Source organism: Tardiphaga sp. 172_B4_N1_3, from assembly GCF_052076035.1.
Lineage (GTDB): Bacteria > Pseudomonadota > Alphaproteobacteria > Rhizobiales > Xanthobacteraceae > Tardiphaga > Tardiphaga robiniae.
In genome coordinates this window covers 3,550,575-3,569,649 of sequence record NZ_CP197238.1, presented here as the reverse complement: position 1 = coordinate 3,569,649, position 19,075 = coordinate 3,550,575, and the positions used below count along the sequence as shown (strand labels likewise).

General features: G+C 58.2%; 14 protein-coding genes and 1 pseudogene. 11 read left to right on the top strand and 4 right to left on the bottom strand.

What is annotated here, in order from left to right; translation table 11 throughout:
- Positions 1–462 precede the first annotated feature (462 nt).
- From AB7783_RS16930 to AB7783_RS16920, 3 genes are all read left to right on the top strand, one after another.
- On the top strand, positions 463–2,268 hold the full coding sequence (locus AB7783_RS16930; protein ID WP_441278258.1) for a serine aminopeptidase domain-containing protein: 1,806 nt from the start codon (positions 463–465) through the stop codon (positions 2,266–2,268).
- 122 nt (positions 2,269–2,390) lie between these two features.
- Positions 2,391–3,572 carry an acyltransferase family protein gene (locus AB7783_RS16925; protein WP_441278257.1) on the top strand — a complete coding sequence of 394 codons (1,182 nt, stop codon included), beginning with the start codon at positions 2,391–2,393 and terminating at the stop codon, positions 3,570–3,572.
- Between the two features lie 319 nt (positions 3,573–3,891).
- Entirely contained in the window at positions 3,892–4,773 is an 882-nt protein-coding gene (locus AB7783_RS16920) for an FkbM family methyltransferase (protein WP_441278256.1), read from the top strand.
- 223 nt (positions 4,774–4,996) lie between these two features.
- On the opposite strand, the gene AB7783_RS16915 is transcribed toward AB7783_RS16920, so the two are convergent.
- Both AB7783_RS16915 and AB7783_RS16910 read right to left on the bottom strand, forming a co-directional pair.
- Entirely contained in the window at positions 4,997–7,462 is a 2,466-nt protein-coding gene (locus AB7783_RS16915) for an autotransporter family protein (RefSeq protein ID WP_441278255.1), read from the bottom strand.
- Between the two features lie 554 nt (positions 7,463–8,016).
- Positions 8,017–8,361: a hypothetical protein gene (locus AB7783_RS16910; RefSeq protein WP_439072836.1), complete on the bottom strand. Its 345-nt coding sequence runs from the start codon at positions 8,359–8,361 to the stop codon at positions 8,017–8,019.
- Between the two features lie 792 nt (positions 8,362–9,153).
- Between AB7783_RS16910 and AB7783_RS16905 the strand changes: the two genes are divergently transcribed.
- Positions 9,154–9,399, top strand: coding sequence for a ribbon-helix-helix domain-containing protein (locus tag AB7783_RS16905; protein ID WP_439072835.1), 246 nt, complete (start codon positions 9,154–9,156; stop codon positions 9,397–9,399).
- A gap of 367 nt (positions 9,400–9,766) precedes the next feature.
- On the opposite strand, the gene arr is transcribed toward AB7783_RS16905, so the two are convergent.
- Both arr and AB7783_RS16895 read right to left on the bottom strand, forming a co-directional pair.
- Positions 9,767–10,180 (bottom strand): NAD(+)--rifampin ADP-ribosyltransferase, encoded by a 414-nt coding sequence (gene arr, locus AB7783_RS16900; RefSeq protein WP_441255691.1) that lies wholly within the window; start codon positions 10,178–10,180, stop codon positions 9,767–9,769.
- A gap of 77 nt (positions 10,181–10,257) precedes the next feature.
- Entirely contained in the window at positions 10,258–11,184 is a 927-nt protein-coding gene (locus AB7783_RS16895) for a YiiG family protein (RefSeq protein WP_441278254.1), read from the bottom strand.
- A gap of 298 nt (positions 11,185–11,482) precedes the next feature.
- Between AB7783_RS16895 and AB7783_RS16890 the strand changes: the two genes are divergently transcribed.
- The 7 genes and pseudogenes from AB7783_RS16890 (at position 11,483) to AB7783_RS16860 (ending at position 19,075) form a co-directional block, all read left to right on the top strand.
- Positions 11,483–12,697 carry a GGDEF domain-containing protein gene (locus AB7783_RS16890; protein ID WP_441279712.1) on the top strand — a complete coding sequence of 405 codons (1,215 nt, stop codon included), beginning with the start codon at positions 11,483–11,485 and terminating at the stop codon, positions 12,695–12,697.
- 401 nt (positions 12,698–13,098) lie between these two features.
- Positions 13,099–13,278 (top strand): annotated as a pseudogene (locus tag AB7783_RS16885) (PilZ domain-containing protein); the annotation flags it as partial.
- A gap of 261 nt (positions 13,279–13,539) precedes the next feature.
- Positions 13,540–16,083, top strand: a complete 2,544-nt coding sequence (uvrA, locus tag AB7783_RS16880; protein WP_120286830.1) for an excinuclease ABC subunit UvrA — start codon at positions 13,540–13,542, stop codon at positions 16,081–16,083.
- 265 nt (positions 16,084–16,348) lie between these two features.
- Entirely contained in the window at positions 16,349–16,756 is a 408-nt protein-coding gene (locus tag AB7783_RS16875) for a BLUF domain-containing protein (RefSeq protein ID WP_441278253.1), read from the top strand.
- Between the two features lie 653 nt (positions 16,757–17,409).
- Positions 17,410–17,658, top strand: a complete 249-nt coding sequence (locus AB7783_RS16870) for a hypothetical protein (RefSeq protein WP_120286827.1) — start codon at positions 17,410–17,412, stop codon at positions 17,656–17,658.
- A complete protein-coding gene (locus AB7783_RS16865) occupies positions 17,658–18,272 on the top strand; it encodes a cell envelope biogenesis protein TolA (RefSeq protein ID WP_441278252.1) in 615 nt (204 codons plus the stop codon). Before AB7783_RS16870 ends, AB7783_RS16865 begins: the two co-directional genes overlap by 1 nt.
- A gap of 245 nt (positions 18,273–18,517) precedes the next feature.
- Complete coding sequence (locus AB7783_RS16860) at positions 18,518–19,075, top strand: alpha-ketoglutarate-dependent dioxygenase AlkB (RefSeq protein WP_441278251.1); 558 nt, start codon at positions 18,518–18,520, stop codon at positions 19,073–19,075.

Here is a 19,075-nt window from a genome sequence, read left to right as displayed (position 1 = left end):
CCATCGCTTCGCCAGGGGATGCGAGCGGCTCATAGTGATATGGACGAGATATCAATCAAAGGTGGAGAGGATCGTAATAAGCCTCAAATGCAAAAGACCGTTCCGGCGTCAAGCTTAACGAAATGAGGATATAATCAGGCAAAATGGACGATTTCGATAATCTGACGCCGATTACTGTGGTCCCGATTATCGGTCGGGTGGCTTCGAGCAACGGCGTCGATATTAGGATCAGCGGGTTCAGTCGATCGCGCGAGATAACCAGCCGCGATTAGCAAATAGTTAACTATCGGCGGCAACGTAACGCGCCGGGACGTTAATGATGGAACGCGATATCGAATGACACCTTCGTCGCCCCTGAGTTAAAGAAATTACCGTGTGCCAAGGCGGCTGCTCAGCAGCGACAATATCGATCTGTTGACGCCATTCGGTTGACGAACGGAAAGCTGTGATAGTCTCAAGATCATGACATCCCGATATGGCGCACCTGTAACGTTTGATACTTTCGGCGGCTTCTATCACGCCGGCAGCGCTGATCGATGCGGACGCAAGGCGGTGTTGTTGCTCGCGCCGATCGGATATGAGGAATTGTGTGCCCGCGCCACATGGGGGGCTTTGGCCGAGTATATTGCCGCCGCAGGTCATGCATGCCTCAGATTCGATTATCCCGGCACAGCAGATGCTATCGATCTCGTTGGTGAACCCGAAGGCCTCTCCGACTGGTTTGTTGCTGCCCGTCGGTGCGTTGCATTCTTGCGGGAATACAATCCAGGCACTGAACTCGTTCTGGTTGGACAAGGGCTTGGCGCTAGTCTGGCCGCCCAACTCGGAGCCGAATTATCCGACGTTGCAGCAACGGTCCTGATGGCGCCGGTCGTCAAAGGCCGCGCCTATCTTCGTGAACTTCAGGCCTGGTCGCGCATGCTGACCGATCGGATTGGTATCGAACCCGACCCTTCCGACAACGGCTATAGTGTCGCTGGTATTCCTCTGGCAAGCGGCCGTGCCGAAGCCATCAAAACTATCGATCTCACTCGGAGAACTGAGCCTCCCGCCGCACGGGTCCTTTTGGTTGAGCGCAGTCAAATGTCCCGCGACAGCTCAATCGGCAACCACCTGAAGACGCTCGGAGCTGATGTTTCGTCCATCGACTACGAGGGGTATGAAAATATCCTGCGAAATCCAAGTTTGGCTGGTCCACAGCTCGGCACGCTGACACGCATCGCGTCATGGATCGACAATCTCGGGCATTCTCCAACCACGGGCACCGACTGCCCTGCCAAAGTGGTCGGTCCCGCGCGGCCAATCGTCGGACCTCACTATGACGAGTTACCGGTTCGGTTTGGGCCAGACGAGCGGCTCTTCGGCGTCCTCTGTCGGCCGCTCGGTCGAAGGCCTTCAGCTATCGCAGTGCTCGCTAATTCGGGGCGCGACTATCACATCGGCTGGGGTCGCGCGGCAGTGGAGCAGGCTCGCGCCCTCGCGGAGCGCGGGATCGCTTCGTTGAGAATCGACGCCGGCGGTATAGGCGACAGTGCGGCGTCGGCAGGGGCGCCGGCCGAAGTACTTTATTCGGAAGAGCAAACTGCTGACGTGCGTCACGCGATCGACTATGTAGAGAAGCTCGATGCCGGCCCGATCGCCTTGGTAGGACGCTGCAGTGGTGCTTACGCCGCATTCCAGGCTGCGGTGCAAGATGCCCGCGTTCGCAATGTCATCGCCATCAATATCATGCGTTTTGTCTGGGACCCACGGGAAACCGTCGCTGAAGCCTTGTTATCGGCCCATCGCACCATCGGCGGGTCCGTTGCGATGTTGTTTAGCAAGCGAAGCCTGAGACGACTACTGTCAGGCAATTTGCGCGTCAAAGCTCCGGTTATCTTTTTCTCCAAGCGCCTTGTTCGAACTGTCTCATTGATAGTCAGCCACATCCCGGGCCGGGCCGGCCAGAAGCTTTACAGCGAGGGTCACCGCCGTTTCCAGATTCTCGAAAGTCGCGGCGTTCGTCTAGCGATGTTATTTTCGGAAGGAGATCACGCGCTGGGCGAATTCCGCACGTATATGGGAAGAAGGGGCGCGCGGCTACGCCGCTATCCGAAGGCTTCGGTTTCGATAATCCCTGATGCCGACCACGATTTCACCCATTCGGCGGCGCGCACGCAACTAACGAACGCGTTGTGCGACGTGCTCTCGGCACCTTCGTCACCGCCATCCCGCGAACAGCACCGTCTGGCTTTCAGGTTCGCCTCGAGATCTCTCTTGCGCCACTAACGTTTGTCGAATGCTTCGCAGTATCCTCGGACTCGAGGATTCTCATGGAAACGTGTCCATGTCGTTTGTCTACGTGCAATTGACGAAGTTTAACCCTATCGAACTTGTGGAGGAGGGCCATTATGTCTGACCCAGAGGTCAGCTCAAAACGGCTGGCACAATTTCCGGCGTTTGACGGCTTTCGTGGCGTGGCAGTGATAGTTGTCGTCTTCAGCCACTTACCGCAAGTGGTTGACAGTGACATGTATAACATGGCCTGGAAGCTCAATCAGGCGCCCCGCGCAGCTTATGTGGTGCTGGACATTTTCTTCGCCGTCAGTGGCTTCTTTATTACCCGGCTATTGCTGCGGGAACGCGCCAAGACCGGCCGCATCTCGTTCTTTAATTTTTACGCTCGCCGCGCACTGCGAATTGTTCCGGTCTATTACATTGCCGTGGTCTCTTGCTACTTCGTTTTTCATTTTGGGCCGTGGGATACGCTCAGTCTGCTGACCTACACATTTAATTTTTACCACCCGTTTAATCCTGCGCCGCATCCGCTCGAACAAACCTGGTCGCTCTCCGTCGAGGAGCAGTTTTATTTCTTTTGGCCGCTATTGGTCCTGTTGGTGCCGCAGCGCCTGTTGAGCGTTGTTACGGGGCGCGTGGTTCCCGCTCTTGCAATCGTCAGTGGCCTCGTGATCGCTGCAGGTTATGGTGGCCGGGATAACGTTTTGTCCGGCGATCTCGTTTACATGTCGATCTTTACACGCATGCTGTCACTATCGCTTGGCGGTTGGTTGGCAGTTCGCGAGTTTGAAAAACGCTCGCTGCGTGGACGGCATTGCGTGCTGTTTCTGGCGGTCGCGATCTTGCTGCTGATTGCCGATCGGGTAGGCCGGAGCACTGACATCATCACCTCCCAAGCGGCGTATTGGACATTGGCTCTGGCGGCCTACGCGATGATCAGTGTAGCGTTCGTCAGTACGATGGTTTTCGACGATGGTGTCGTGAAGCGTGGGCTGACCGCGTTTCTGTCGATGCCGATCTTGCGCGGCTTCGGCCACATCTCCTACGCGATGTACGTTGTCCATCTCCCGGTGTTGTTCTTTTTGGGCCTGAACGATGGTGCGCTAAGCGGCAATAAAGCGCCAATGGCGCAGGTTGTCCTCGCCTTCGCCATTACCCTCGCACTTTCTGTTCTCTCGTATTTTGCTCTCGAGAGCCCGCTATCATCCTTCAAGGAAAAATTTGGCGGAGCGCCGGGCCAGCCTGCGGAGAGCCCCGTCGTCGAAGTGTTACCTACAGGGGCGCCGTCAAATTGAAGACTGCGTCCCTGTCTTCGCGCCTGATACAGCAGACTGTCCGCGATCGTTGGGAGGCTCTAGGTGAGAGATGGCGGTCTCCTAGAGACCGTTTACGTTAATCTGAACTCCCCGCGATTGCTGTAGACAAGTACCGATAATAGCTGTTCGGTCCTCGTTGGCGGCTGAGGCAAATGCTGCGGAACTGACGATTAGATTAAAGTTGGAAATACTTCGGGAGTTTTACGGCTTCCGAGGGATGAGCGTCGCCATTTGCTCCCTCAATATCCTGCACTGCAGTCCATGTTTGGTATCAGGCAATCTTCAGAAGGCATGCTTTATGGGAAATCTGGCCGATCTCTACCATCTGTCACGCTTCGCAAACCGCCATCCGCTGGCGCGCGAGAATAAACGTCGTACGTTCTTAAGGTTCATGCGATGGCAGGTTGCCAGCCGCGCCATTCAGCAGCCCATCGTTTTACCCTTCGTCGGAGATTCCCGGCTTATTATCTCCAAACAGATGCCGGGTGCTGCGGTGAACTATTACTTCGGCTTGCCTGAGGTCGAAGAAGTCTCGCTCGCGCTTCACTTCCTCAGGGAAGGCGACCTGTTAGGGGACGTCGGCGCCAACATCGGCGCACTTTCGATTGCGGCAAGCAGCGTCGCGAAAGCACGCGTGATCGCCATGGAACCGGTGCCGTCGACATTCAAAGCTCTGCGCGACAATGTGGCGATCAATGAGGTGTCGAACCTGGTGACCACGCTCAACATGGGGGCGGGAAGGGAGGCTTCCGATCTGAATTTCTCCACCGACCGCGGGGGAAACGACCGGATCGTCCTGGATGGCTCGGGGTTATCAATTCCCGTCCGAGCACTTGACGACGTGTTCCCGGAGACTCCGAACATGCTGGTTATCGATGTGGAGGGATTTGAACCCGCGGTAATCGCGGGAGCGAAACGGCTTCTTGCTGATCCCAAGCTTGAGATCATCATCGTTGAGACGCTCGGGCTGGCCTCCGACTACAATCTCGACGATCGCGCAATGCACAACACGATTCTCAGCAACGGTTTTGTCACAGCGAAATACGATGGATTTACGCGCGTACTCGAACCGACAACGGGTATGGATAAGTTCAATACAATCTATGTGCGGGACGTGGCGAGGATAAGTGAGAAGGTCCGCAAGGCAAATGCGTTCCGGGTTGGCGATCGCCTTATCTGAAGGTCGCCTGGATCCGGTGCCGACCCCGGTCGTTGACGGTGCGGCATCGCCCTTCACGGATTGCTGACGACGAACACGGCGATTCCAGTCCCTAGGACGACGCTCGTGAATTGAAAGCGATTTTCGCACAAGCATTCCGGTTCAAGGCGACACTGCGAGCTGGATCCAACGATCCGACAGAAAGCTAGTGTCCAGGTATAAGTTACGTGGACGGCGCGCCCGTTCACCAAGTGGCGCGGAAGCCGCCAGTGCCCTTGTAGCTGCGGTTCGCCGCCGCGTCTTGAAGGCTCGCGCTATAGGAGACTTCGCCGAACACGGCGTAGCGGCCGTTGGCCCAGCTATAGGTGCCGCCGCCGCCGATGCTGCCCCACAGCCGGTCTTGCGCACTGGCGAAGCCGGTGCCGGCGACATCGACACGGGTGCCGTCGAGGAACTCGTAGCGCAGGTTGCCGATGCCATAGATATCTGAGCGCACGATGCCCGCGCCATCGTTCCAGGTCTTCTGGTGGTTGAGCGCAAGTCCGGCGCGGCCGAGCAGGCTGTCGCCGTCGCGCAGCGACACGGGTGCGCCGAAACGATCGGTGAAGCGATCGAACTCCGCCTTCGAATAGGACAGCTGCGCCTGCGGCGTCAGCGACCAGCCGTTGCCGACAAAGAACCGCTTGCCGGTTTCAGCGCTGAAGGCATAGCCCACCCCTTCATTGCCGTGGGTCAGGCTGCCGGCCAGCACCGAGGACAGATCGCTGCGGTAGAACATCGATTGCGCCTGGCCGTCGACATAGAAGCCGTTGTCGCCGAACCATGTCAGCGTGCCGCCGACACCCGAACCTTCGACGCGGATCCGGCCGTTGCCGAAGGCCGAGGCGACATTGGCAGTCGTCAGACCATATTGCCCGGTGAGACCGACGATCAGCCTTCCGCGCTCGTTTTCCATCAGGAGACCGTCGAGGCCGGCCTGCACTTTCAACTGATCGGCTTTATAGGTCGAGCCTGTGGTGGTGGAGGGCTGCAAATTGGATTGGCCGCCTTCGATGCGGCCCCAGAACGCCGTGGGCGCTGAAGAGTCGTCGCCTGGTGCCGCCGCGACACCTGCGCGCGCCATGGCATCGCTGCCGCCCCAATAGCGATTGCCGACGCGCTGCTGCATGGTCGGCAGCTCGTTCATGCCGAGCAGCACCTGTGCATAATTCTCGTAAAGTGGAACGCCGGGCTGATACAGCGGGCCCGCAGTCGCTGCTGGACCCGATGCAGACGGCGGATTGATCAGGCTGGAGCGCAGATACCAGTCGCCGTCGGTCGGCGTGCTGACGCCGTTCTTCTGCAGCGTATAGGCATAGGCGCCGCCGACCACGGCCTGCTGGCCCTGAACGACGTAATTGCCGAGCAGTGAGAACGCGCCGTTCGACGCGCCGCCGACATCGATGATCTTGATGCCTTCGACGGTTTGAGCGCCGCTGCCGCCGACATTGATCACCCGCACATTGGTGCTGCCTGCGGTATTGCCGGTGACGACAAGCCGATCGGTCGGCGAGGAATCGCCGCCGAGCGCCGTCTCAATCTGCAACGTTCCGCCATTGCCGGTGTAGTTGCCCGCGACGGTGAGCGTTCCGATAGAGTTACCGGGCGCCACGATGCCTGCGTTCGACGTGTCGCAGACCGTGCCGGTGCCTTGCAGCGTGCCGCCGGCCAGCACGGTCATGGCGCCGCAGACGCTGCCGTTGACGCTGAGCGTGCCGCCGCTCACCGTAGTGCCACCGGTATAGGTGTTGACGCCCGAAAGGATCTGCATGCCGCTGCTAAGCGTTAGTCCGCCGGTGCCGGAAATGACGCCGGAGAACAGATCATTTGCATTGGTGATCGCCAGGTTCTTGGTGCCCAGCGCGACGGCACCGCTTCCCGCCAGGCTCTGGATGTTTGTGACAGCCGCAGTGATACCCGTGACATCGAACGTCGAATTTGCCACGACGCGGCTCGAATTGCTGATGGCGCCCGCGCCGGTCAGCGCAAGCGTACCGGCCTGGATCACCGTCTGGCCGGCATAAGTGCTGCTTGCGGCGAGGTTGAAAGTACTGGCGCCTGTCTTGGTCAATCCGCCGCCCCCTGAGAAGCCCGATGCCGCATCGGTGCCAACCGTGAAGGTGCCGGTGTCGATCGTCATTCCGCCCGCGAGGATGTTGAGGTACGTACCGGAAAATCCACTGATGAAGGTTGCGTTGCTGGCCGTCGCTTTCAAAAGGCCATTGTCGAAATTGGCCTGCGCCGCGCCAGTTCCCCTTCGCAGGAAGCTGGTCTCCAGCGTACCGCCGCCGCTGACATTGAGCGTGCCTGAGGCGCCGGGATTGGCTCCGACCGTCAAGCCGTTTTGGGCGGTAACGCGCGCGCCATTCTCGATATTGAGTGTGCCCGTCCCACTGTTGCCCATTCTCAATGCGGAACCCGATAGAATCCACTGCGATCCGGCTCCGGTCACAGTGACGGTGCCGGCGCTTCCTCCCGTCGACCCGATCGCAAAAAGAGGCGAGATGCTAGTGAGCGTACTGCCGTTCTGAATCGTCAGATTGGCGAAGGTCCCGCTTTGACCGACAAAGATGTTGCGTGTCGCGCCGCTTGCCGGACCATTGACGCCGAGGACTATTGGATTTGGAGACGCCGGGTCGATGGTCGCAGCGGTGGCTGCGCTGGGCGCCACCCCACTGTTCCAGTTCGCTCCGTCGGTCCAGTCGGAGCTTACAGCTCCTGTCCATGTCTGGGCCGATGCCGATCCGGCAAACAGAGGCGTCAGCGCCGTAGCCGACACGCTCGCGAGCAACAAGTGGAGCCAGAGCGCCCTGCGGCTGGCAGGTGGAGGTCGCCGCGCGCGATCCAGAATCTTCCGGCGGAAGTCATCTGACTGTCGTCCGATTGTTACATCGCTCACGCATTCGCGCATGACGCTAATTCCAATCGCATGGGTCCGCAGCGTTCAAGGATGCGAATCTTGAAGCATGCAATCCGGGAAGAACAGTTGCGACGGTAAATGAGCTAAATCAATCCGACAATAACTGGATCGTGTTCAGGGCGAACTAACACGCAGCCTGTGTCGCTCGCGCAACGAAAGACGCTTAACAAAGCCCTTCGAGAGAGAACAAGGGCGTCAAACCTGCTTCTGCAGCTATCAGACTGCCAGTAGGGGCAATCGATGACATCACATCACCATAGAAGGCGTGTCACGCGACGCCGTCCAGCGTCACTCCGCCGGAAGCCTTAATGCCGCATTTCTTCGCGCGGTCGACTGTTGATGTCACTGGTGGCCGCCTCGAAGGCGCCAGTGCTGCTGGTCCTGAAGGAGGTATCGACGCCATAAATCTCGCGCAGCCTTCTTTGCACCGAAGCGACCGCGCGAGTGACGGTGGGCAGTTCAGATGGACCGGCACGGCTGACGTCTTTGGTGGGCCTCTGAAGATTCGCTATGCGCCAATTCTCTGAAAAACGATCATCCAATATAAGTTCAATCTCAACGCCGCTAACGTCCTCGCACCCGTAGCACGAGCGGAGCTCAACCAGCACTGCATGTTCGAGCGCGCCCTTGGGCAGAAGCTTTTTTGCCATTCCCGTATTCCGTATTCCTACGTCGCCGCGGAATTAAGCCGACGCGCAACTGCGTCAGCTGGTACCAGGCGTCGAAAATGATGGTGATTTTGGTCTTTTTTTGGCGGCGGGGGCGCCTCCAATTTGCGACTGTTTCGGGCGTCGCTCCATAAGAACGCCGAGCAGCTACGGATCATCAGGAACAATTTAGTCCAACGTGAGCCGGATGAGTGCGCCACGTGAACGCGTCCTCCGCGAGATGCGACAGATGAAGAACAGGAGCATTACAATGCAGGGCTGGCGCAAAGTTCGTCGCGGGGGGCGTTCCCGAGATCGTTTAACTCGTTGCCCGCTGAGCCGCGCGATAGGGCTCGAGCTCGCCCGGACGGGCTTTTGCCGCCGCGTTCTTAGGTCGATGATTCTCGGTGCAGCAATAACTGGCCTGATTGGGCCGCCCGCTGTCACAGCCGAACTTAGCTGCGCGCGCTATGCTGTCTTTAACAAGCTTCCGAGCAGCTTTCAGGAAATCGCGAGCGGCGATCTTGTCGGCGGTCCCGAGATATTTGTTTTATCGAACGGCCATTGCACCTGCGATAACGGCCCCGCGGTCTCACGCCGTTATAACCGACCGGCTCCTCTGGGCGAAACCTGGTCATGTCGCCATGCATCCGGCGACGAGCTCGAGGTCAGACAGCGGTAGCTGCACCTGGCCCATAGCATTAACTCGAGGTGCTAACGCCTGAATAAATCGTTCATGACGCATTCAGGGTCGCTGACCTACATCCGTCCGCAGAATGGGCGGGAGAAAAGTAAGTGGAAGGCCTCAGCGGTTCGGCGGCTGGAATTCGGAAGCGATCAGTTGTGATAGGCGGCCACAAGACGAGCGTCAGTCTAGAGGATGAATTCTGGGACTCGATCAAGGAGATCGCTGCTGAACGCGAGCAGTCAACATCAGATCTCATCAGCGCTCTAGCCGAGGGCCGCGATAGAACTAACCTCTCGTCGGCTCTTCGCATTTTCACGCTAAATCACTACAAGCAGATGCGAGGAATTCGGTGAACGAGCGTTAGACGTCGGGACTTGACGCCGCCCTTAACCTCGCGAGATATCATTGATCGTTCTGGTTCTCTGATAGTACATTCATCCGCATCCAATCCATGTCGGAACGTCTAGCGCAAGTAGAACAGGCCAGTCGCCACGTCGCTTTTGCTGGCATCTCTGAAAGCGCCGCTCTGGCCAACGAGGCTTTGAAATTCTGCGGCAGGGCACTGGTCGCCGAAACAATACTTCCACTAGCCAGTCGGCAATCCGACTGTTCGCCCTCGCACATTTCCAAGACGACCGTCCTCAATAGAACCGTCCGATGCATCCAACCGCGCTCGTGCAAATCCCGCCCATCGTCTTGATCGCGATGGTCGCGGTTAAATCAATCGATGATAGTGGCTCCTTCCGCCTTCAAACGAGATAGGCCATCCTTCATTTGCTTAAGCTTCTCTGGAGAGTGCCCGGCCCACTTGGTGACTTCGCCAAGAACCCGTAAAGGATCGCGGGAGCGATAAGATAACGTTGGATTGCCGGCAAATTTTTTGTTCGTAACGTTCGGATCGTCATCCCACGGCCCTGTTGGTTCAACGACGTAAATGCGCGGCGGTTCGCTGCCAAAGGCCAGTTCCGCTCCCCAGATCGCTGCGTCGAGCGTTGCGGAAAAATAAACCCAAGACAGCGGTGCGGCATCGGTGAAGTTGGAACGACAGCCCACCACGATAAGGTCGCCAGGCTGCAGGTTTGCGCGCGTTCCATGGAAGAACGATTGTGAAAAAACACTGGCTGTAACCGACATGGCTTGCGCGTCTGCCTCGTGATGCGAAAGGTTCAATCGGCGAATAGTGAATGGCCGCCTAGCTTTCTATGGGTCGGCTATATCCGGGTGCCACGGTTGTACGCCTCGATTAGCTGGTTGTAGTCCCGTAGGAGACGGGCTGGGGAACCTTCGACCATCCAAGCGCTACCCGGGCTCATCATCATTTTCTGGCCGGAAGTATAAGGCACCTTGTCACGAATCCGGCGCATCAATTGTTTCGCGGTAACTAGAACCGACTTTGCGCTGCTGGCGAACATTGAGCCGACCTTCTCACCGTCCGCGGCGGAGGTCTCCTCCAGCGCCTTCATGTTCGCTTCATATTCGCTCACTGCTTTGGTGATCGCCTCAATGTCCGGCTTGTCGTTATCCTGCAGGCGGAGCATACGCTTGGCATCGATCATGATCGCTTCGACATAGTAGCGAGTCTTCTTGCCTTCCTTGGCCTCGATCGCAATCAGTTCCTCGGCCTTACGTCGATCGTTGATAGCCTCGACGCCGGCGCGCAGCTTCTTGTCGGCATCAGCGAACGCATCCCATGCCGTGACAAGACGAGGGTGCAGCGCGCGACCTTTGGCCATCTTGTCGTCCTTGTAATTCTCCTGCGTGTAATAGTCGTCGGCTTCTTTCAGCAGCGGGCCGAGCGCCGTCGCAGCACTGACATACGCGGACGCCGCAGCCTCCAGTGCACTATCGCGCGGCTCCAGCGTATTGGCCGCTGCGACGTTCTTTGCGCAATCTGCGGTGTCATAGATGGTATAAGTCCCGTAGATGATACGCTCCTTGCCGGTCGGCCCGGACTTCGGCGCCCAGTTGAAATAGCGCGACCGCGAGTCATAGGCGCGCGCCGAGAGCCGATTGATGCAACCGACATAGGCGTTGAGCTTTTCGGTCGCAGGAGAAGTTTGCGCCGCTGCGCGCTCGGTGCCGGCTGGTGTCATGGCAAGTGTCGCAGCAGCAATGGCGAACGCGCGAAAAGAAATCATCAACGGGGTCTCCAGCGCCTTGAGGCGATATGCTTTGTGATCGCGCCCACCATAGTGGAGACGTATAATCGCAGCCAGCACTTGCCGCGCATGGCGCTATGACCCGTAAAGGCATCGATCTGGTGCTCCCCATGAGCTAGCTACGCTAGTCGACCCGTTGAGCAACCATTCGATCGGTTCCCGGAAGTCGATTCGCTTTTGAGGCATTTTCGATCAGATTTGACAGTGTTCATTGTCTACGAAGCATCCCCAAGCCGTGCGTCGCAACGGCTGGGGCCTATTGGAAAGTTTGAACGAGATGAATGGGGTCATCGTCAAGACTACGCTTCAACTGATCACGCCCGGAATATTGTTCGTCTTCGGTGTTGCCTTCGTCTGCGCGTGGCTCGTGGAGAAAAAGCGTAACTACCTGCTTTTGCTGGCCAGCGCGTGCGTCCTGTTTGCTCTCGGCGCGATGTCGCAGATCCTGAGTTTGCCTCCCAGCGTGGGCGTCAATGCCATTGTGTCGGGCGCGCTCTACACGTCGGCGGTGATCGCCGCAGTGGAGGGCATCCTGGTGCGTTCGGGAAGGGGGCTAGGTCCGGTCATCGATATGGCGATCCTTGCCGGCTTCGTTTGTCTGCTCGCCTACTTCTTCTATGTCGATCGTAATCTCGTCGCCCGGGTCTACATCCAGAATTTCGGCTATGGCTTGCTGATGCTGCTCGCAGCTGGGCGGCTCACCGCGTTGGCGCGCGGGCCGTATGTCGATCGGGCTCTGTTCTGGGTGCTGTTGCTGTTCGGATTGCATTTTTTTCCCCGCACCTTGCTCACGGTCGGATTTTCCGCGCCGATCGACAAGATCACGTTCGGCAATTCGATGTTCTGGCAGGCACTCCAGCTTTCGCTCGCCGTGCTCGGCGCTGGCCTGGCGCTGGCCGTCCTCGCCGCGGCGGTGTCCGACATGATCGACGATCTCCGCCGCGAACGCGATTTCGATTTGTTGACCGGCATTCTGAACCGGCGCGGCTTTCAAGACCGGGTGTCTGCCCATCTGCTCAAACACGGATCGGGCCGTGCTTCGTTCGCCTTGTGCGACATCGACAACTTCAAGAGCATCAACGACACCCTCGGTCATGACGTCGGAGACGATGTCCTGGAAGAGGTGGGACGCATGCTGCGCAACGCGTCGCGCAAACGCGACATCGTCGGGCGACTGGGCGGCGAGGAATTTGCGGTGTTCCTTCCGGATACAGAGGAACAGGAAGCGGTTGATTATGCCGAACGGTTGAGGACAGCCATCGAGCAGAACAGCTTTTCTGTCCTGGGGGGAGCGAGGCAGGTCACCGCGAGCTTCGGCGTTGGGAAGCTGCAACCGGGAGATAACTGGCCGAGCCTGTACAAACGGATTGATGGGCGACTTTACGAAGCGAAGCGGACCGGCCGAAACCGCACGATTTCGTCAGCGTCACCGAGCGCTGTGATCGATGCACGCGCTCGCGCAGAACGTTTGCGATTGGACCGGGCAACGTAGTCAGGATTGGCTCGCACCGGAATTCGAACCAGGATCAGAGGGAGGCCACGCAGTTTTCGGCATGCCTGCCAAGGAGCCAGCTAGGCACGATCCGCTCCGAATCGCATAACTTACAATATGGAATGGTCGCTTCCGGCGCAAAGCCGCCGTTCATAGGGCTCGCTGTCGGGGAGCGAGGACTTCTATTTCACCACGCGATAGGCCGCTCCGGCCAAATCCGTCTGGTGGCTCGCGTCGCCTAATTTCCAAATGGAGAAGCTCCGCCGGGTCTGACGTTTATGTTTCCCCGTCCGTATTTGGGTTAGTGGTGCTCAATATCCTGAGGAGATAGAGCCTCCAGTGCTCCTAAGACCGCTACCAGTTTCGGCAGCGTTCGTTTCGAGCGCGGTGTCTACGTTCAAATGACGGCGATCGATGGTACGTGGCGCCGCTCATGCGTCATGAGGGATGTATCGACATACGGAGCCACGCTGACGACTAAGGCGTCGATCGAAGGCCTTAACCTCTGCGAATTCTTCCTCCTATTATCCACTACCGGACTCGCTTTTCGCGGGTGCGAATTAGCTGGCGTCAAAGGCGATGTTTTCGAAAGGGGCGAAGAAGAAGCCTCAGTCGGTTAAAGCGGAATGGCGCCAGCAACCGATCGACCACGATGGCGCGCAGGATGGCCACGCCCGACCAATTGCAAAGGCTTGAATAAGGATCAACTCCGGGGCGATGAAGTATGTAGTCGCTATGACAAACAATGCTACCGGCCGGAAGCTCCGTGTGGGGAACGGAACTCGTCCGCCAAAGTTTCATCTGCGGTTGATATCACACGCCAATTTGCGCGGAAGGGCAAGATGCACGCAGGAAGAGGTGGTTCGTACGGTGCCGACTCGGCCGTCGATGAGGGCTTCGTGCGTGTTCGCGGAGCTCGCGAGCACAATCTGAAGAATATCGACGTCGACATTCCCCGCAATGCACTTGTCGTTTTTACAGGGGTGTCGGGATCGGGCAAGTCCTCGCTGGCCTTCGGCACGCTCTATGCCGAGGCGCAGCGGCGTTATCTTGAGTCGGTGTCCCCTTACGCGAGAAGATTGTTCAATCAGATGTCCATTCCTGAGGTGGACGAAATCGAAGGTCTACCACCAGCCGTGGCTTTACAGCAGCAACGCGGATCTCCGACGACACGCTCGTCGGTCGGCAGCGTGACGACATTGTCGAACCTGCTGCGCATGCTGTATTCGCGCGCCGGCGACTACCCGCGTGGACAACCACTGCTCTATGCCGAGTCATTTTCGCCCAACACTCCCGAAGGAGCTTGTCCTCACTGTCACGGAATCGGTCGGATCCACGATATTACCGAGGCCTCGATGGTCCCCGATGACAAGCTCACCATACGGGAGCGAGCCGTGGCGGCTTGGCCGAGTGCCTGGCAGGGACAAAATCTGAGGGACATCCTGGTAACTCTCGGTCATGACGTAGACACGCCCTGGCGCAAACTGCCGAAGAAGACCCGCGACTGGATACTCTTTACCGAGGAACAGCCCACCGTCCCGGTATATGCAGGCTACACGCCAGCTGAGGTGAGGCGAGCCCTCAAACGCAAGGAAGAGCCGAGTTATCACGGCACCTTCACCGGCGCGCGCAAATACGTCTTGCAGACGTTCGCAACAACGCAGAGCGCGATGATGAAGAGGCGGGTTTCGCAATTCATGCTGAGCGGCCGTTGCCCGGTATGTCGGGGAAAACGGCTTAAGCCCGAAGCTCTCTCGGTCAAATTCGCAGGCTTGGATATTGCGGAACTGTCTGAGCTTCCTTTAAGGGGCGTTCGCGAGTTGATCGTGCCGTATCTCGAAGGCAAAGCTCATACGCCCAAAGACCATCCGGAAAAAGCTCTCGTGGTCCAGCGCATCCTGGAAGATCTGAACGGGAGATTGGCGGTTCTGCTCGATCTCGGCCTGGGATATCTCGCCCTCGAGCGCAGCACGCCGACACTGTCCCCCGGCGAATTGCAGCGGCTCCGGCTGGCGACCCAAGTCAGGTCGAACCTGTTTGGCGTGGTGTATGTTCTGGATGAGCCCTCCGCTGGGCTTCATCCAGCCGACACCGAAGCTCTCCTGCGAGCGCTGGACCGGCTCAAGGCAGCAGGCAATTCGCTTTTCGTCGTCGAACATGAATTGGATGTCGTCCGCCACGCGGACTGGATAGTCGATGTCGGCCCCGCCGCGGGCGTTCACGGGGGCGAGGTGCTTTACAGCGGTATCCCTAAAGGACTTGCCGGCGTCGAGGCGTCTCAAACAAGGCGCCATCTGTTCGGAAACGCGACGGCCATCGACCGCACGCGCCGTCTCCCGCGAGGTCAGCTACAACTTCGCGGTGTCACCCGCAACAATCTCAACGACCTCGACGTCGACATTCCTGTCGGTGTGTTTACCGCGGTGACCGGCATCTCGGGGTCGGGCAAGTCCAGCTTGATCACTCAATTTCTGGTCGAGAAGGTTGGGGAAATATTGGGGCACAAGAGCGGCGAAGAGGACCGGGGCGCTCCGGACGAAGGAGACCTTCTGGAAACCGCCATTCAAACGCTTGGCGGCAACATCGTCGGGGGCATGGAGCACGTAAAACGTCTCGTTGTCGTCGATCAAAAGCCGATCGGGCGCACCCCGCGGTCGAATCTCGCCACCTATACAGGGCTTTTCGATCACGTCAGAAAGCTGTTCGCGGCCACGAAGCAGGCCAAGACACGGCACTATGATGCCGGCCGCTTTTCTTTCAATGTCGCCAAAGGACGTTGCGAAACCTGTCAGGGTGAGGGCTTCGTCACCGTCGAATTGCTTTTCCTCCCGTCAGTCTACGCGCCATGTCCGACCTGTCATGGGTCGCGCTACAACGCGAAGACGTTGGAAATCAAGATCCGGGACAAATCCATTGCCGACGTGTTGGGCATGACGGTGGACGATGCGCTCGCGTTTTTCGAGAAAGATGCGCTACTCGCACGTTCGCTCGGTGTCATTCGAGAGGTCGGCCTCGGTTATATCAAACTCGGTCAGTCCGCAACGGAACTCAGTGGCGGCGAAGCCCAACGGATCAAGCTCGCTACCGAATTGCAACGAGCTCAGCGGGGGGCGGCACTATATGTACTGGATGAGCCGACGACTGGATTGCATCCCTCAGACATCGAAAAGCTAATGCTGCAGCTTCAAGGCCTGGTGGATGCCGGTAACACGGTGGTCGTCGTCGAACACGATATGGCAGTGGTCGCCGAAAGTGATTGGGTAATCGATATGGGCCCCGGCGCAGGCAATGAGGGCGGATCCGTCGTGACCGCTGGCGAACCGCAACATGTTGCGCGCAACGCCGAAAGCCGCACGGCCAAATTTCTGGAAGCCTCAATCGGTTAGAGACCCGATCAACTTACTCCCGTCTTTCTGAAGAAGCCGGCGCCAGACATGGCTTATCGCAACGTCACCGGGATCGTACCGTAAAATGGGGTGATGCGGGCATTGAAGCCGCCGTGGTCATGGACAAGTCGGCGGGCCAACCGTCAAACTTGATGACACCTGTTCCGGTGAGCTCAGGGGCGCGGCCGGTCAGGGGAGGCGTGATCGTCTACGGCACGATTGAACTCTCTTTGGAACCCGGCGTTGACGGGTATGGAGGTCGTTCGTGTTTCGAATTTTGTATCTTAGCACTGCAAATGAGCCATTTTCATCCGGGGATCTTTCCGAGCTACTGCAAAAGGCAAGGGCCCGGAATGATGCGGCGCATATAACAGGCATGCTTGTCCATTCGGACAGCGACTTTCTTCAGGTGCTTGAGGGAGAGCCGGATAATGTGATCGAAGTTTACAGCCGCATCAGCGTCGATCCGCGGCATCGAGATATCAGCTTGCTCCAGCGCGGCCTTGCATATGGTGATCGACTGTTTCCGAACTGGGCAATGGGCTTCAAGCGGGTGCCGGATCAGACGTTAGTTAACGAGGCCGTTGGGTTGAACGGCCGTGTGAAATTGCGATATCTAGATGCTATGTCGGCTCTGGATTTCCTGTTGGCGTGCAGCCAAAACCAGACCTAACAATCCCTCAGATGGGCGCCCTGAACTTGAGATGGACCTCCAACCTGATGTCTGGCACCTGAGGGGAAGCGCCGAAGCCGCGTGCGTCTCCACGAATGATGGTCCCGGCGAAGCTCAGCGTCGCCTCGTCCAGCCCGAACAGGGACGGGATTTCGTTGGCGTGACGCGATGTCCGCACAGTCGCTTCGAACTTCCCGTCTCGTTGCGAGTAAGCGCCTTTGTACAGCAGAGAAGAATCGCCCCCAAGCAAAACGCCGTCACAGAGCACGACGACGCCGGCACCTCCGGACCCACCGAGACCGGCATTGAACGCAATGCTATAGAGCCCATTTTGTAGCAACGACCTACGCCCTTTGGCCGCGGTGGATAGCTACTTGCAATCGCTCAACTCGCTGTCTGGTTCCATCGACCCGAGGCTTTAGAACACGCCTTCGAAAGTCCGGCGACCGCCGGTATCGCCGACGGAAGCTCTGACGCAAGGCATGGTGAATGCCTTTCCGACCGAGAAGGAACTCAAGAATAGCTTAGCTGTTTTCAAGCCGTGCCCGACGATGACAACATTCTCGAATGTCAAAACACCGAAACGGCATGTCTGATTTCCGGTCAACGCCAAATCCCATTCTCGGGACGAAATTCCCTAGAGAGACGCGACTATGTCGAAGAACACGAACGACGCCGAGACTCTATCCATATGGGCGACGGATATCCTCCTTGAGGCCCACGCCATCGCGCCCTGTCCGGATCACGGCTATCTGCGCCTTCGTCACAGCCACCATGCCGTGGATTATGCAAGATCGATCGCCGAACATCGAAAGTTCTCCGGTAAGAACAAGGAGCAACGGGTGAAAGCCATCGAGAAAGTACTCGATGGCCTAGCGGACACCTGTCCGGCCTGCGAGTGATGGCCCGGAAGCTCAAGACCTACCAGACATCGATCGGCTTTTTCGACCTGGCCGTTGCCGCGCCGTCCATGAAGGCCGCGCTCGAGATCTGGGGCGCCGACAGCAACCTGTTTCACCAGGGCTTCGCCGAGGAGACCGACGACCCTGCAATCGTCTCGGCAACAATCGCGCATCCCGGCATCGTTTTGCGGAGAGCAGTCGGCACCGATGGCGCGTTCAAGGAGACGAGCGAACTTCCGAAAGGCCTTGCGGCCGGCAAGAAAGTGTCAATTCCGCGGAAGCGGGTGGCTCCTCAGGCCAAAGCGACCAAAGTCGACAACGCGGAAGCACGTAGAGCCGCGGCCATCTTCGACAAACAGCAGCGGAAACGCGAAGCCGACCAGCGCAAGGAAGAGCGAGCCAGGATCAAGGAGCGAGAACGGAAAGCAGCGCAGGTTGCAAGCGCACAAGTAGCCTTTGATGCCGCTGAACAGGAGCACGACGCGAGAGATGCCGCGATACAGGCGGAACGCGACGAAATCGACAATCGCACGGAGGCCGAACGACGGCGCTGGGAGCAGCAACGGGAGAAGCTGGGCGCCGCGCTACGTCGGGCCAAGAAGGGCGGCGACTGAGGCGGGAATTGGAACGGAACTCCGATTGTTCGGTTTCGTAACCATGCAGCCTCGCAACATGGATACAATCTTCATTGCAACGGCTTTTCCACTGGCGCTTATTCTCCTCGCGATCGCGTACGCCCCGTTCTTATTTGGTTGGTTATGATGTGCGGGATCCCCTGACCTTTGACTTTGCGCTGCGGCTCCATAACTAGGTCGTAGATCCACAGCCTTGGTAGAATCCACTGTCCGACCAATTCAGTTTGTTTGCGGAAAACACGCCAGGTCCCGAGGGACTCCGGTATGCCGAAGACTTCGTTTCGGCAGCGGAAGCGCTCGACCTTATAGCCCAAGTGGCCGACTTGCCCCTCCAGCCGTTTCAGTTCGGCCAGTATGAGGGCAAGCGTCGCGTAGCCTCCTTCGGGTTCAGCTACGACTATACGGCACGCCACCTCGTTGAAGCCGAGCCAATTCCTCAATGGCTCTCCGATGTCTCACATCGCGTCGAGACTTTCGGTGGACCCAGTACGCGAATACAGCAAGTCCTCTGCACCGAATACGACGTCGGCGTCGAGATCGGTTGGCACAGGGACAAGCCGCACTTCGACCGGATCTTCGGCCTGTCGCTGGGCACGATATGCAAGTTCCGATTTCGCAGGCCCGCTTCGACCAAGTTCGAGCGTTTCACCCTCGAAGCGAAGTCTCGTTCGATCTACATGATGTCCGGCGAGGCGCGGTCGGTATGGGAACACAGCATTCCGGCCGTCGAAGCCAAACGCTACTCCATCACCTTCCGGACGATGGTCGAGCGTAGCCCCTAA

Coding starts and splice junctions, on each gene's coding strand:
- AB7783_RS16895 (WP_441278254.1), bottom strand. CDS start 11,184: ATGATTTCTTTTCGCGCGTTCGCCATTGCTGCTGCGACACTTGCCATG.
- AB7783_RS16925 (WP_441278257.1), top strand. CDS start 2,391: ATGTCTGACCCAGAGGTCAGCTCAAAACGGCTGGCACAATTTCCGGCG.
- AB7783_RS16890 (WP_441279712.1), top strand. CDS start 11,483: ATGAATGGGGTCATCGTCAAGACTACGCTTCAACTGATCACGCCCGGA.
- AB7783_RS16865 (WP_441278252.1), top strand. CDS start 17,658: ATGGCCCGGAAGCTCAAGACCTACCAGACATCGATCGGCTTTTTCGAC.
- uvrA (WP_120286830.1), top strand. CDS start 13,540: ATGCACGCAGGAAGAGGTGGTTCGTACGGTGCCGACTCGGCCGTCGAT.
- arr (WP_441255691.1), bottom strand. CDS start 10,180: ATGTCGGTTACAGCCAGTGTTTTTTCACAATCGTTCTTCCATGGAACG.
- AB7783_RS16920 (WP_441278256.1), top strand. CDS start 3,892: ATGGGAAATCTGGCCGATCTCTACCATCTGTCACGCTTCGCAAACCGC.
- AB7783_RS16870 (WP_120286827.1), top strand. CDS start 17,410: ATGTCGAAGAACACGAACGACGCCGAGACTCTATCCATATGGGCGACG.
- AB7783_RS16910 (WP_439072836.1), bottom strand. CDS start 8,361: ATGGCAAAAAAGCTTCTGCCCAAGGGCGCGCTCGAACATGCAGTGCTG.
- AB7783_RS16930 (WP_441278258.1), top strand. CDS start 463: ATGACATCCCGATATGGCGCACCTGTAACGTTTGATACTTTCGGCGGC.